Origin of the sequence: Streptomyces sp. Ru62 (assembly GCF_002920615.1) — a bacterium.
GTDB lineage: Bacteria > Actinomycetota > Actinomycetes > Streptomycetales > Streptomycetaceae > Streptomyces.
Map to the genome: position 1 here is coordinate 338,874 of NZ_PQSU01000001.1, position 13,584 is coordinate 352,457.

Genomic DNA, 13,584 nt, shown 5'->3' on the forward strand with positions numbered 1-13,584 from the left:
CACCGACGGGGCCGGACCCCCACTCATCACGGGAGTGAACCCACATGGGTATGAAGGACCAGTTCCAGGAGAAGTCGCGCCAGGCCAAGGAGAAGATGGACCAGGGCCGCGAGAAGGCCGGCCAGCGCGGTCCGCAGCAGGGCCGCCAGGGCCAGCAGCAGGGCCGTCAGGGCCAGCAGCCGCCGGAGCGGGGCGGCCAGAACCACCGTGACATCGAGGACACGGAGCAGCAGATGGAGGACCGGTTCGACCGGGACTACGACGCCTGACCTGCGCTCGGCCTCGGCCGGTTGACGTGGGGTGCCCTTCCTTCCGGGAGGGCACCCTGCGCCGGTTCCGGGGTGGTTCGGTGGTTGCGTCGGCTGCCGGTGCGTTGCGGCTTGTCACGCAGTTCCCCGCGCCCCGAGAAGCGCATTCCTTGGCGTCAGGTCGCCCTCGGAGGCAGTTTCGGGCGGGATCTGTTCGGGACGTCGCTGTAGGTCGGGGGGATCGCCGCCGGGTTGGACTCCAGGAGTTCCAGGGCGAGTTCGACCGCGTCGGCGAGCTGGGCGTGGCGGCCCTCCGCCCAGTCCAGGGGGGTGCGCAGGATCTCCAGGTCGGGGGCGACGCCGTGGTTCTCCACGGACCAGCCGTAGGCGTCGAACCAGGCCGCGTTCATCGGCACGGTGATGACCGTGCCGTCGCCGAGGCGGTGCCGGCCGGTCATGCCGACCACTCCGCCCCAGGTGCGTTGGCCGACGACCGGGCCGAGCTTCAGCAGCTTGAAGGCGGCGGTGATCATGTCGCCGTCGGAGGACGTCGCCTCGTCGGCCAGGGCGACCACGGGCCCGCGCGGGGCGTTCGAGGTGTACGACACCGGTTGCGCGTCCCGGGTCAGGTCCCAGCCCAGGATCGTCCGGGTCAGCTTCTCGATGACGAGTTCGCTGATGTGCCCGCCCGCGTTGCCGCGCACGTCCACGATCAGCGCGGGCCGCGACACCTCCATGCGCAGGTCGCGGTTGAACTGGGCCCAGCCGGAGCCGCCCATGTCGGGGATGTGCAGGTAGCCGCACTTGCCGCCGCTCAACTCGCGGACGACCTCGCGGCGTTTGGCCACCCAGTCCTGGTAGCGCAGCGGCCGCTCGTCGACGAGCGGGACGACCGCGACCCGGCGGGCGTGCCCGGTCTCGTCGTCGGACGGGGTGAACGTCAGCTCCACCGTCGTACCGCCCGAGCCGGCCAGCAGCGGATAGGGGCCCGTCACCGGGTGGACCGGGCGGCCGTCGACATGGGTGAGCACGGCGCCCTCGCGGATGCCCGTGCCGGCCAGCGGTGAGCGGGCCTTGGAGTCGGAGGAGTCGCCGGACAGGATGCGTTTGACCACCCAGCGGCCGTCCCGGCGGACGAAGTTGGCGCCGAGGAGGCCCTGCCAGCGCTGGTAGTGCGGCGGGCCCTCGTTGCGGCGGGCGGCGGTGACGTAGGCGTGCGAGGTGCCCAGCTCGCCGAGGACCTCGCGGAGCAGGTCGGCGAACTCGTCCGGGGACGCCACCCGTTCGACCAGGGGACGGTACTGGTCGAGCACCGCGCCCCAGTCGATGCCGCACATGCCCGGCTCCCAGAAGTAGGCGCGGATCAGACGGCCCGCCTCGTCGTAGGCCTGGCGCCACTCGGCGGGCGGGTCGGCCTGGTGCAGGATGCGGCGTACGTCGATCCAGACGGTCGAGTCCGCGTCGCCGACCTCCGTCGACGGCACCGCCCGCAGGTCGCCCTCGTCCACGACGACCAGCCGGGTGCCGTCGCCGCTCACCGTGAACCAGTCGAGGTGGTCGACCAGTTCGGACTTCTTCGCCTTGGCGATGTTGAAGTACTCCAGCGTCGGGCGTCCGCTGATGTCGGCGGGATTGACGAAGGTCTCGCCGAGCGCGCCGGAGATCGGCCAGCGCAGCCAGACGAGGCCGCCGCCCGCGACCGGGTACAGCCCGGAGTACTTGGAGGCGATCACCGGGAACGGGGTGACCCGGTCCGCCAGCCCCTCCACCTCGACCGTCACCGTGCCGGCCTCGCCGGTCTCCTCGTCCTCCAGCGGGTCGAGCCCGCCGGCGGCCGGGCGGCCCTCGGGGTTCAGGGCGAACGGGGAGGGGGTCGCCGAGGAGAGCGGGACCAGGTACGGGCGGCAGCCGAGCGGGAAGGACAGGTCGCCGGTGTGCACGTCGTAGACCGGGTCGAAGCCGCGCCAGGACAGGAAGGCGAGGTAGCGGCCGTCGCGGGTGAAGACCGGGTTCTCGTCCTCGAAGCGGCCGTTGGTCACGTCCACGATCAGCCGGTCCTTGATGCGGCCCAGCTTGATCTTGCGCAGGGAGCGGCCGACGCCGGGGTGCGACCAGGTGAGCCAGGAGCCGTCGGGGGAGAAGGCGAGATCGCGGACGGGGCCGTTGACGGACCGGATCAGCTCGGTGATCCCGGTGCCCGCCCCGGTGTGCCCTTCCTCCGGCTCCGCCGCCCCTTCCTCCGGCTCTGCCGCCCCCTCCTCCGGGACGTCGATCAGCAGCAGCCGCCCGTCGTGCGACGCCACGGCCAGGCGTTCGCCCTGGGGGTCGCAGGCCATCTCCAGGACCCGGCCCAGCGCGCCGGAGGCCAGCCGCCGGGGCGCGCGGTCGCCGGTGGCGCGGGGCAGGCGGGCGATCTCGACGGCGTCCTCGCCCTCGGCGTCGGTGACGTACGCGACCTGCCCGGTGGAGCCCAGCATCTCCGGCAGCCGTACCCGGACGCCGGGCGTGTCGGTGATCGTACGGGCGGGGCCGTCGCGGTGGGTGAGCCAGTACAGGCTGCCGCGGACGACGACCGCGCTGGCGCGGCCGGTCTCGTCCACGGAGATGCCGTCGATGTTCTGTGCGGCCGGCACCTGGTAGCGGCGGCGGCCGGTGCGCGGTCCGGCGAGCCGGATGTCGAGCTTGCGCGGCACGCCGCCCGGCGAGAAGTCGTCCACCAGCCACAGGTCGCCCGCGCACTGGTAGACCACCCGGTCGCCGTCGCCGGCGGCGTGCCGGGCGTAGAAGGCGTCGTGGTCGGTGTGCCGGCGCAGGTCGGTGCCGTCGTAGGCGCAGGAGTAGAGGTTGCCGACGCCCTCGTGGTCGGAGAGGAAGGCGATCCGGCCGGCGACGAACATGGGGCAGGCCAGATGGCCTTCGAGGTCCGGCAGCAGGCGCTGCCCGTGCAGCCACAGGCGGCCCATGGCGCCGCCGCGGTACCGCTTCCAGGAGGCCGGTTCGTGCGGCGGGGTGCCGGTGAGCAGCAGGGTCTTGTGCTCGCCGGCGAGGTCGGCGCACTGGATGTCGGCGACCGGGCCCCAGGGCAGCCGCCCGCCCGGGTCGCCGTCGGGGGGGACCTTGTAGGCCCAGGTGAAGTGGGAGAAGGGCTGGCCGTGGGAGGCCACGGCCAGGATGTCGCCGTCCGGGGTCCAGCCGCACACCTGGGTGTCGGCGCTGCCCCAGTACGTCAGCTGGCGTCCGGGGCCGCCGTCGACGTCGACGAGGTGGATCTCGGGGACGAGGCTGTGCCAGGTCGTGTAGGCGATCCGGCGGCCGTCGGGAGAGAAGCGCGGGTGGCCGGTCTTGGTGCGGTCCGCGGTGAGCCGCCAGGCGCGGCCCGGGGCGTCGAGGGGGGCCAGCCAGAGGTCGTCCTCCGCGACGAAGCACAGCAGGTCACCGCTGAGGTGGGGAAGGCGCAGATAGCTCACCTCCCCATGCTTTTCCGGTCACACGGCGCCAGCAACTTATGGGGTCCGCGCCGCCCCGCTCCTTACAGGCCCTTCACCTTCGTGACCCAACGCACGTACGAAACGGTTTCGTTTCGCTGATGCACGGGGTATCTTCATGGATGTACGAAGAAGAAGCTCCGGAGCGGGAAGGTGACGGGCATGACCGAAGCTGTAGCGGCGACACGTCGTAGCCGGATCACGCCCGAGCGAGAGGCCGAGCTGTACGAGGCCGTGCTCGACCTGCTCCGCGAGGTCGGCTACGACGCCCTCACCATGGACGCCGTGGCCGCCCGCACCCGGTCCAGCAAGGCCACGCTCTACCGCCAGTGGGGCGGCAAGGCCGAACTGGTGGCCAAGGCCGTGCGGCACAACAAGCCGGGCCGGGCCGGCGACATCGACACCGGCTCCCTCAAGGGCGATCTGCACGCGCTCACCCTGCGCGCGGACGACTGCGAGATGGAACAGAGCTCCGCGCTGATGCGGGGCCTGGCCATGGCGGTGCACGGCAACCCGGACCTGCTCAAGGCGTTCCGGGAGCACCTCATCGAGCCGGAGATGGCGGAGTTCCGCCGCGTGCTGCAGCGGGCGGTCGACCGGGGCGAGATCCGTGCGGACAACCCCGCGATCAGATTCGCGATGCACATGATGATCGGCGCGTTCGCCGCCCGCACCATGATCGACGAGCAGCCGCCGACGCAGGACTTCCTCCTCTCGTACATCGACGCCGTGGTCCTCCCCGCCTTCGGCGTCACCGCGCACTGACGCTCCTCCCCAGCAAGCCCACCACCTGACGTCACCGCTCACGTCGTCGGGCTGATCACCCCTGCCCAGCTGAACCCAACGACCTGACCGGGAGTACGCCTCCGTGGCCACGTTCCTCTACAAACTCGGCCGCCTCGCCTTCCGGCGACGGCACTTCGTCGCCCTCATATGGGTCGCGCTGCTCACCCTCGCCGGGGTGGGCGCCGCCTCCGCGCCGGCCGCCGGCAACACGTCCTTCTCCATCCCCGGTACCGAGGCCCAGAAGGCCTTCGACCTGCTGGAACAGCGCTTCCCCGGGATGAGCGCCGACGGCGCCACCGCCCGGGTCGTCTTCAAGGCCCCCAAGGGCGAGAAGATGACGGACGCCGTCAACAAGGCGACCGTCGAGAAGACCGTCAAGGAGCTGCGCAGCGGCTCCGAGGTCGCCTCCGTCGCCGACCCCTACACCGGGCACGCCGTCAGCAAGAACGGCACCATCGCCTACGCCTCGGTGAAGTACGAGGTCTCTGGCATGGAGCTGGAGGACTCCTCCAAGGACGCCCTGAAGGACGCGGCTCAGGACGCGCGGGACGCCGGCCTCACCGTCGAGATCGGCGGTGACGCGCTGAGCGCGACCCCCGAGACCGGCTCCAGCGAGATCATCGGCATCGCGGTCGCCGCGGTCGTCCTGGTCATCACCTTCGGCTCGCTGCTCGCGGCCGGGTTCCCGCTGCTCACCGCCATCATCGGGGTCGGCATCGGCGTCAGTGCGATCACCGCGCTCGCCAGCGCCCTGGACCTGGGCTCCACCACCTCCACCCTCGCCTCGATGATCGGCCTCGCAGTCGGCATCGACTACGCCCTCTTCATCGTCTCCCGCTACCGCGCCGAACTCGCCGAGGGCCGCGAGCGCGAGGACGCGGCCGGACGCGCCGTCGGCACGGCGGGCTCGGCGGTCGTCTTCGCCGGCCTCACCGTCGTCATCGCCCTGGTCGGCCTGTCCGTCGTCAACATCCCGATGCTGACGAAGATGGGCATCGCCGCGGCGGGCACGGTCGCCATCGCCGTCCTCATCGCGCTGACCATGATCCCGGCACTGCTCGGCTACGCCGGCCGCAGGATCAAGCCGGCCGGCCAGAAGAGCAAGCTGCTCGGCGGCGGACGTACGCCGAAGAGGCCGGGCCGCCCCAACATGGGCACCCGCTGGGCGAGCTTCGTCGTCCGCCGTCCGGTCGCCGTCCTGCTGCTCGGTGTGCTCGGCCTCGGCGCGGCGGCGATCCCGGCCGCCTCCCTGGAACTGGGCCTGCCCGACGACGGCTCCCAGCCGACCTCCACCACCCAGCGCCGCGCCTACGACCTGCTCTCCGAGGGCTTCGGGCCCGGCTTCAACGGTCCGCTGATGATCGTCGTCGACGCCAAGGACAGCGCCGACCGCAAGGCCGCGTTCGCCGAGGTCGGCGACGAGATCAAGGGCCTGAAGGACGTCGTCACCGTCACCCCGGCCACGCCCAACAAGGCCGGCGACACCGCGACGATCACGGTCGTCCCCGACTCCAAGCCGTCCTCGACCACCACCGAGGACCTGGTGCACGCCATCCGCGACAAGGGCGCGGACATCGCCCGGGAGACCGACTCCAAGGTCCTGGTCACCGGCTCGACGGCGATGAACATCGACGTCTCGCAGAAGCTGAACGACGCGCTCCTGCCCTACCTGGCCCTGGTGGTCGGCCTGGCCTTCCTCCTGCTGATCGTGGTCTTCCGCTCGATTCTGGTCCCGCTGAAGGCGGCGCTCGGCTTCCTGCTCAGCGTGATGGCGGCCCTCGGCGCCGTGGTCGCGGTCTTCCAGTGGGGCTGGCTGTCGGGCCTGATGAACGTCGAGGAGACCGGCCCGGTCATGTCGATGATGCCGATCTTCATGGTGGGCGTCGTCTTCGGCCTCGCGATGGACTACGAGGTGTTCCTCGTGACCCGCATGCGGGAGGCGTACGTCCACGGAGAGAAGCCCAGCCAGGCGGTGGTGACGGGCTTCAAGCACGGCGCACGGGTCGTGACCGCCGCCGCCGTCATCATGATGGCCGTCTTCTCCGGCTTCATCGGCTCCAGCGAGTCGATGGTCAAGATGATCGGTTTCGGCCTCGCCATCGCCGTCTTCTTCGACGCGTTCCTCGTCCGCATGGCCATCGTCCCGGCGGTCCTCGCCCTGCTCGGCAAGCGGGCCTGGTGGCTGCCGAAGTGGCTGGACCGCGCGCTGCCCAACGTGGACGTGGAGGGCGAGGGCCTGCGCGCCCACGCCGACCCCGAGGAGGAGAAGGAGCTGGTACGCGCCTGACGCACCGCTCCTGACACAGAGCCGCCGGTGAGGGTGCCCGTGGGGACGGGGCTGCACCCTCACCGGCTTTCTGCTGTCACCGCCCGGCGCCCGCCCGGCCGGAATGCGTTTCGTCCGTCACGCGGAGAGCCGCTAGCGTGCGCGTATGACGACGACCGCTCATCCTCGTTTCGCCGCCGCCGTGGAGGAGTCGGGACTGGGGGAGTTGCTGCCCCGGGTCCGGAGCTTCCCCGAGGCGACCCGGACCGCCGCCGAGGCCGCCGCCGCCATCGGGTGCGAGCTGAGCCAGATCTGCAAGTCGCTGGTCTTCGCCGCCGACGGGGTGCCTGTGCTGGTGCTCATGGACGGGGCCTCGCGGGTGGACGTCGAGCGGGTGCGGCAGGAGCTGGGGGCCGGGAAGGTCACCCGGGCCGACGCCGGGCTTGTGCGCGAGACCACCGGGTACGCCATCGGCGGGGTGCCGCCCTTCGGACACCGCACGCGCACGCGTGTCCTCGCCGACCGTTCCCTGCTCGCGCACGATGTGGTCTGGGCGGCGGCCGGCACGCCGTACACAGTCTTCCCGATCGAGCCGAAGGAACTCGTCGCCCACGCGGGCGCCACCCTGGTGGACGTGCGCGAGCAGCGCGCGTGACGCCACTGGTCGCGACGGCCGTGCTGCTCGCCGCCGTCACGCACGCCAGCTGGAACGCCATCGCGCACCGCATCGCCGACAAGCTCGTCGGCTTCGCCCTGATCTCCGGCGGCGGGTTGCTGATCGGGCTCGCGGCGACACCGTTCACGGCGTTCCCGGCGGGCCCCGCCTGGCCGTACCTGTTCGCCTCGGCCGCCGTGCACATCGCCTACTACGCGCTGCTGATGACCTCGTTCCGGCTGGGCGACTTCGGGCAGGCGTACCCCATCGCGCGCGGCAGCGCCCCGCTCGTGGTCACCGTGCTCGCCGCCGTCTTCGCGCACGAGGTGCCCGGCGCCTGGGCGAGCGCCGGCATCGCCGTGTCCTGCCTGGGGCTCAGCGGGGTCGGGCTGTGGGGGCTGCGCGGGAAGCGGCCCGACTGGGCGGCGATCGGCGCGGCCCTCGCGACCGGCCTGACCATCGCCGCGTACACCGTCATCGACGGCATGGGCGTACGGGCCTCGGGCACGTCCCTCGGCTACATCGCCTGGCTCATGGCCGTCCAGGGGGCGGTACTGCCCGCCTTCCTGTACGCACGCGCGCGTGCCGGCACGGTCCGGCTGCTCCGGCCGTACGCCGCCCTGGGGTTCCTCGGCGCCGCCCTGTCCGTCGCCGCGTACGGCCTGGTGCTGTGGGCCCAGACCCGGGCCGCGCTCGCCCCTGTCGCCGCCCTGCGCGAGTCGTCCATCATCGTCGGCGCGGCCATCGGTGCGCTGTTCTTCAAGGAGCGCTTCGGGGCGCCCCGGATCGCGGCGGCGGGCCTGGTGGTCGTGGGGATCGGGCTGATGCTGCGGGCCGGTTAGCGTGGCGCACGGCGCCGACATGACGGGCCGGGGTGCCGTGGCGCACCCTGGAAGCAGCGGTTTTCGGAGGTGGTCGTCATGATGCACACCGCTGTGGGATGGCACATCGAGATGGAGTTCATGGAGGACGATCAGCACACGCGCGCGGCGGCGCTGGTGCGCTTGCCCGACGGTTCCGAGGTGCGGGCCCACGGCCGTGCCAGCCGGCACAACGTCGACGCGAACCAGCCCCGGGTCGGCGAGGAGATCGCCGGTGCCCGCGCCCTCAACGAACTCGCCATGCAACTGCTGACCAAGGCTCACGAGGAGATCGACCAGGCGTCCGGACGGACCTCGCACCCGATCCACGTGTGACGCGCGCCGGCGTGCGCCGAGGGCGCGCGGCTCAGGCGAGTGCCGTGCGGACCGCTCGTACCAGCGCCTGCGCCCTCGGGTCCGCCGTCACGCTCTGCCGGAAACCGTTGGTGACGTAGCCGAAGGCGATGCCGGTGTCCGGGTCGGCGAAACCGAGCGCGCCGCCGCGTCCGGGATGGCCGAAGGAGCCCGGGGTGAGCAGCGGGGACGCGGCGCCGTGCAGCATGTGGCCAAGGCCGAAACGGGTGCCCACCACCAGGACCCGGTCCGGTCCGGCGGACTGCTCCGTGCGGGCCAGTTCCGTGGTCTGCGGGGTGAACAGCCGGGTCCCGCCGTCGACCTCGCCGATGAGCGAGGCGTAGAAGCGGGCCAGTCCGTCGGCCGTGGCGATGCCGTTGGAGGCGGGCAGGGCGGCGGCGCGGTAGCCGGGGTCGTTCTCGTCGGGGAGCGGGGTGATCGCGGCGAACGCGCGGCGGGTCAGCGAGTCCGGGTCGGCGTAGGCCTCGGCCACCGCCCGCTTGGGGCGGGTCTTCAGGCCACCCGCGGTCTCGGGCGCGTCCACCGGGCCGACGCGGCCCACGCGCGCGTGCTCCGATTCCGGCAGGCCGAGCCAGAGGTCCGCGCCGACCGGCCGGGCGATCTCGTCCGCGATCCAGTCGCCGGCCGGGCGGCCGGTGACCCGGCGGAGCAGTTCGCCGGTGAGCCAGCTGTAGGTCTGGGCGTGGTAGCCGTGGTCCGTGCCCGGCTCCCACACCGGCGCCTGCGCGGCGACGGCGGCGGCGCCCAGGTCGGGGTCGGTGGCCTCGGCGGGGGTCAGCGGCCGGTCCAGCACGGGCACGCCCGCGCGGTGCGCGAGCAGGTCCCGCACACGCGTGTGCTCCTTGCCGGCGGCCTTGTACTCCGGCCAGTACGTGCCGACCGGGGCGTCCAGGTCCAGTTCGCCGCGCTGGTGCAGAAGCAGCAGCGCGGCCGCGGCGACGCCCTTGGTGGCGGAGCGCACGATCTGCGCGGTCCCGGGCTGCCAGGGAGCCGTCCCGTCCACGTCCCGGGTGCCGGCCCACAGGTTCACCACCCGGTGTCCGTCCCGGTAGACGGCGACGGCCGCCCCGCGCTCGCCGAGCAGCGTGAAGTTCGCTGCGAACGCCTCCCTGACCGGCTCGAAGCCCTCGGCCACAGTGCCGTTCACGTCCACGCCCGCCGCCCCTTCCGCTCGTCCGTCTCCTGCGACAGTGGGTGGAACACGGGGTGGACGCCTGCGATTCCTCGGTGGGATCAGCCCAACAGAATCGTTACGTCGATGTTGCCGCGCGTCGCGTTCGAGTAGGGGCACACCTCGTGCGCGGCGTCCACCAGCCGGGTCGCCACCTGGGCGTCCAGCACCGGCAGGGAGACGCTGAGGGCGACCGCGAGGCCGTAGCCGCGGTGCTTGTTCGGGCCGATGCCGACCTTCGCCGCCACGGTGGAGCCGGTCAGGTCGTAGCCCTCGCGGTTGCCCACCATGATCAGCGCGTTGTGGAAGCAGGAGCTGTATCCGGCCGCGAACAGCTGCTCCGGGTTGGTGCCGTTGCCGTCGCCGCCCAGCGCCGGAGGCATCGCGACCCTCAGCTCGATCTGCCCGTCCTGGCTGGTGACATAGCCCTCCCGGCCGCCGTGGGCGGTGGCCTCGGCGACGTACATGATCTTCGTCGGACGCGTGTCGACAGCGGTGCCCTCGGTCATGGCCGGCCTCCCCCGGAACAAGTGGCGCGCAAGTACATCCCGGTAGGTCAGGGAGGTCCGGCAGGGGTGCGCAACCGCGGGTAACGCCGCTCGGTGCCGGACCAGTGCCGGCCCGTCGCGGGATCAGTACCGGTCCGCCGCGGAATCAGTACCGGTCCGCCGCCGCGTCGGCGCGCTCGGTCAGTCTCCACAACTCCTCGCGCAACCGCGCGATCTCCTGGGGGCCGAGCCCGGTGGTCGTGAGCAGCGCACCGGGTACGCGCGCCGCGCGCTCCCGGAGTTCCTCGCCGCGCCCGGTGCACGCGACCAGCACCGAGCGCTCGTCCTCCGCCGCGCGCTCCCTGCGCACCAGGCCCGCCCCCTCCAGCCGCTTCAGCAACGGCGAGACGGTGCCGTAGTCCAGCCGGAGGGCGTGCGCCAGCTCCTTCACGCTGGTCTCGCCACGCTCCCACAGCACCAGCAGCACCAGATACTGCGGATAGGTGAGCCCGAGGTCGTCCAGCAGCGGGCGGTACGCGGCGGTCACGGCCCGCTGGGCGGCGTACAGCGCGAAGCACAACTGGTCGTCGAGCAGCAGCGAGCCGTCGACGGCCGGGTCCTCGTTCGTCACGCGCCCATTGTCACGGACTTCGGATCGAAGCCGAACGGCAGCTCCAGCCGGTGCGCCCGCATCAGCTCCTCGTCGGACAGCAGCGCGCCGGTCGGGCCGTCCGCAGCGATCACGCCGTCGCTGAGGATGAGGGAGCGCGGGCACAGCTCCAGGGCGTACGGCAGGTCGTGCGTGACCATGAGGACCGTGACGTCCAGGGAGCGCAGGATGTCGGCGAGTTCGCGGCGCGAGGCCGGGTCCAGGTTGGAGGAGGGCTCGTCCAGGACCAGGATCTCCGGCTCCATGGCGAGCACGGTGGCCACCGCGACCCGGCGGCGCTGCCCGAAGGAGAGGTGGTGCGGTGGCCGGTCGGCGAACTCCCGCATCCCGACCCGCTCCAGCGCGGTGTGCACCCGTTCCTCCAGCGCGGCCCCCTTGATCCCGGCGGCGGCCGGACCGAACGCCACGTCCTCCCGCACGGTCGGCATGAACAGCTGGTCGTCCGGGTCCTGGAAGACGATGCCGACCTTCTGCCGGATCGCGGCCATGTGCTGCTTGGACACCGGAAGCCCGGCCACGGTCACCGTGCCGGTGCCGCCCCCCAGGATGCCGTTGAGGTGCAGTACCAGGGTCGTCTTGCCTGCGCCGTTCGGGCCGAGGAGGGCGACCCGCTCGCCGCGCGCGATCGAGAAGTCCACCCCGAACAGGGCCTGGTGTCCGTCCGGGTAGGCGAAGGCGAGGCCGGAGACCTCCAGAGAAGCAGTCACAGGAACCATCACAGCATCCATCCCAGCAGGCAGACGACGAGGGCGGCGCAGGGCAGTGCCAGGGCGTGCCGCCACTGCGCGCCGGACGCGGTCACCTCGTCGATGACCGGCATGGAACCGGCGTACCCCCGGCTCACCATGGCGAGGTGCACGCGCTCCCCGCGCTCGTAGGAACGGATGAACAGCGAGCCGGCGGACTTGGCGAGCACCCCCCAGTGCCGGACGCCCTTCGCCTCGAAGCCGCGCGACTCACGGGCGATCCGCATCCGGCGCATCTCGTCGGTGATGACGTCGCCGTAGCGGATCATGAAGGAGGCGATCTGGACGAGCAGCGGCGGCAGCTTCAGCCGTTGCAGCCCGAGCAGGAGTTCGCGCAGCTCGGTGGTGGCCGCCAGCAGCACGGAGGCGGCGACACCGAGGGTGCCCTTGGCAAGCACGTTCCAGGCGCCCCACAGCCCGTTCACGCTGAGCGAGAGCCCGAGCACGTGCACCCGCTCGCCCTCCGCCACGAACGGCATGAGCACGGCGAACGCGACGAACGGCACCTCGATCAGCAGCCGTCCGAGCAGGAAACGGGCGGGCACGCGCGCCTGGTACGCGACGACCGCGAGCAGCACGGCGTACACCGCGAACGCCCACATCGCCTCGCGCGGGGTCGACACGACGACCACCACGAACAGGAACGCGGCGGCCAGTTTGGTGTGCGGCGGCAGACCGTGCACGGGCGAGTGCCCGTGCCGGTAGAGCCGATGTGTGTGTCCCGCTCCCACGTCAGACGCCGGTGCTCGCGGGGGACACGTCGTCGGCGCGCCGCCTGCGCAGCCCCCAGAACACCGCGCTGCCGGCGACGACCGTGACGCCGACGCCGATCACGCCCGCGAGGCCGCCGGACAGCCGGGCGTCGGAGATGTCCTTGACGCCGTAGTCGGCGAGCGGGGAGTCGGCCGTGGCGTGCTCCTTCGCCTTCTTGTCGATCCCCTTGTCGTGCGCGACCTTCTCCAGGCCGTCGGGGTTCGCGGAGGCGTAGAAGCTGACGAAGCCGGCGAGGACGAGGGAGGTGACGAGACCGGTCACCCACAGCGTGCGCCGCGAGGTGCGCGCCGCCACGGGCGCCGTGGGGGCGGGCGCGTCCACCAGCGCGCCGTTCACTCGCAACTGGAGCCGCTGCCGCAGGCCGCGCGCGCCGTACACCAGGTCCGGGCGCACGGCGATGACCGCGCCGACCGTCAGCGCGGTGATGACCGCCTCGCCGATGCCGATCAGCACATGGACGCCGATCATCGCGGTGGCGACCTTGCCGATGGAGACGTCGGTGGTGCCACCCACCGCGTAGATCAGGGTGAAGGCGACCGCGGCGGCCGGCACGGAGACCAGCGCGGCGACGAAGGAGGCCACGGTCACCGAGCGCCGCTTGCGGGGCAGCACGGCGAGCAGGCCGCGGAAGACGGCGTAGGAGACGACCGTGGTGACGATCGCCATGTCGGTGATGTTCACGCCGAGCGCGGTCAGCCCGCCGTCGGCGAACAGCACGCCCTGCATCAGCAGCACGACCGACACGCACAGGACCGCCGTGTAGGGCCCGACGAGTATCGCGGCCAGCGCTCCGCCGAGGAGGTGGCCGCTGGTCCCCGCGGCGACCGGGAAGTTGAGCATCTGCACGGCGAAGATGAACGCCGCCACCAGACCCGCCAGCGGGGCGGTCCGCTCTTCGAGTTCGCGGCGGGCGCCGCGCAGGCTCACCGCGAGGGCGCCCGCGGCGACCACTCCGGTGACCGCGGAGGTCGGGGCGTCGATGAATCCGTCAGGTACATGCACCGTACGATTTTAGGCCCTTGTTGCGAACCTTTTGCAAGAGAGACCGAGTCTCGTCTCT

General features: G+C 72.2%; 13 protein-coding genes. 6 read left to right on the forward strand and 7 right to left on the reverse strand.

Going from position 1 to position 13,584, the window contains the following annotated elements:
* The first annotated feature begins 44 nt into the window (after positions 1-44).
* A complete protein-coding gene (locus C3492_RS01665; RefSeq protein WP_103809884.1) occupies positions 45-269 on the forward strand; it encodes a hypothetical protein in 225 nt (74 codons plus the stop codon).
* 155 nt (positions 270-424) lie between these two features.
* On the opposite strand, the gene C3492_RS01670 is transcribed toward C3492_RS01665, so the two are convergent.
* A complete protein-coding gene (locus tag C3492_RS01670) occupies positions 425-3,715 on the reverse strand; it encodes a S41 family peptidase (RefSeq protein ID WP_103809885.1) in 3,291 nt (1,096 codons plus the stop codon).
* 180 nt (positions 3,716-3,895) lie between these two features.
* Between C3492_RS01670 and C3492_RS01675 the strand changes: the two genes are divergently transcribed.
* The 5 genes from C3492_RS01675 to C3492_RS01695 all read left to right on the forward strand — a co-directional run bounded on the left by C3492_RS01675 (position 3,896) and on the right by C3492_RS01695 (position 8,636).
* Entirely contained in the window at positions 3,896-4,498 is a 603-nt protein-coding gene (locus C3492_RS01675) for a TetR/AcrR family transcriptional regulator (RefSeq protein WP_103809886.1), read from the forward strand.
* 103 nt (positions 4,499-4,601) lie between these two features.
* Positions 4,602-6,806, forward strand: a complete 2,205-nt coding sequence (locus tag C3492_RS01680) for an MMPL family transporter (RefSeq protein WP_103809887.1) — start codon at positions 4,602-4,604, stop codon at positions 6,804-6,806.
* 145 nt (positions 6,807-6,951) lie between these two features.
* Positions 6,952-7,440 carry a YbaK/EbsC family protein gene (locus C3492_RS01685; RefSeq protein ID WP_030982888.1) on the forward strand — a complete coding sequence of 163 codons (489 nt, stop codon included), beginning with the start codon at positions 6,952-6,954 and terminating at the stop codon, positions 7,438-7,440.
* Positions 7,437-8,282: a DMT family transporter gene (locus C3492_RS01690; protein ID WP_103809888.1), complete on the forward strand. Its 846-nt coding sequence runs from the start codon at positions 7,437-7,439 to the stop codon at positions 8,280-8,282. The genes C3492_RS01685 and C3492_RS01690 overlap by 4 nt, the downstream gene beginning before the upstream one ends.
* A gap of 78 nt (positions 8,283-8,360) precedes the next feature.
* Entirely contained in the window at positions 8,361-8,636 is a 276-nt protein-coding gene (locus tag C3492_RS01695; protein ID WP_014673231.1) for a DUF1876 domain-containing protein, read from the forward strand.
* 31 nt (positions 8,637-8,667) lie between these two features.
* Here the strand turns inward: C3492_RS01695 and C3492_RS01700 are convergent, their stop codons facing one another.
* The 6 genes from C3492_RS01700 to C3492_RS01725 form a co-directional block, all read right to left on the reverse strand.
* On the reverse strand, positions 8,668-9,828 hold the full coding sequence (locus C3492_RS01700) for a serine hydrolase domain-containing protein (RefSeq protein WP_103809889.1): 1,161 nt from the start codon (positions 9,826-9,828) through the stop codon (positions 8,668-8,670).
* An 80-nt stretch (positions 9,829-9,908) separates the two neighbouring features.
* Positions 9,909-10,355 (reverse strand): organic hydroperoxide resistance protein, encoded by a 447-nt coding sequence (locus C3492_RS01705; protein WP_103809890.1) that lies wholly within the window; start codon positions 10,353-10,355, stop codon positions 9,909-9,911.
* A gap of 145 nt (positions 10,356-10,500) precedes the next feature.
* On the reverse strand, positions 10,501-10,965 hold the full coding sequence (locus tag C3492_RS01710) for a MarR family winged helix-turn-helix transcriptional regulator (protein WP_103809891.1): 465 nt from the start codon (positions 10,963-10,965) through the stop codon (positions 10,501-10,503).
* Positions 10,962-11,720: an energy-coupling factor ABC transporter ATP-binding protein gene (locus C3492_RS01715; RefSeq protein ID WP_103809892.1), complete on the reverse strand. Its 759-nt coding sequence runs from the start codon at positions 11,718-11,720 to the stop codon at positions 10,962-10,964. Before C3492_RS01715 ends, C3492_RS01710 begins: the two co-directional genes overlap by 4 nt.
* Positions 11,720-12,481: a cobalt ECF transporter T component CbiQ gene (cbiQ, locus tag C3492_RS01720; RefSeq protein ID WP_103809893.1), complete on the reverse strand. Its 762-nt coding sequence runs from the start codon at positions 12,479-12,481 to the stop codon at positions 11,720-11,722. The genes C3492_RS01715 and cbiQ overlap by 1 nt, the downstream gene beginning before the upstream one ends.
* Before the next feature lies 1 nt (position 12,482).
* Positions 12,483-13,526, reverse strand: coding sequence for an energy-coupling factor ABC transporter permease (locus C3492_RS01725; protein ID WP_103809894.1), 1,044 nt, complete (start codon positions 13,524-13,526; stop codon positions 12,483-12,485).
* Positions 13,527-13,584: the final 58 nt, after the last annotated feature.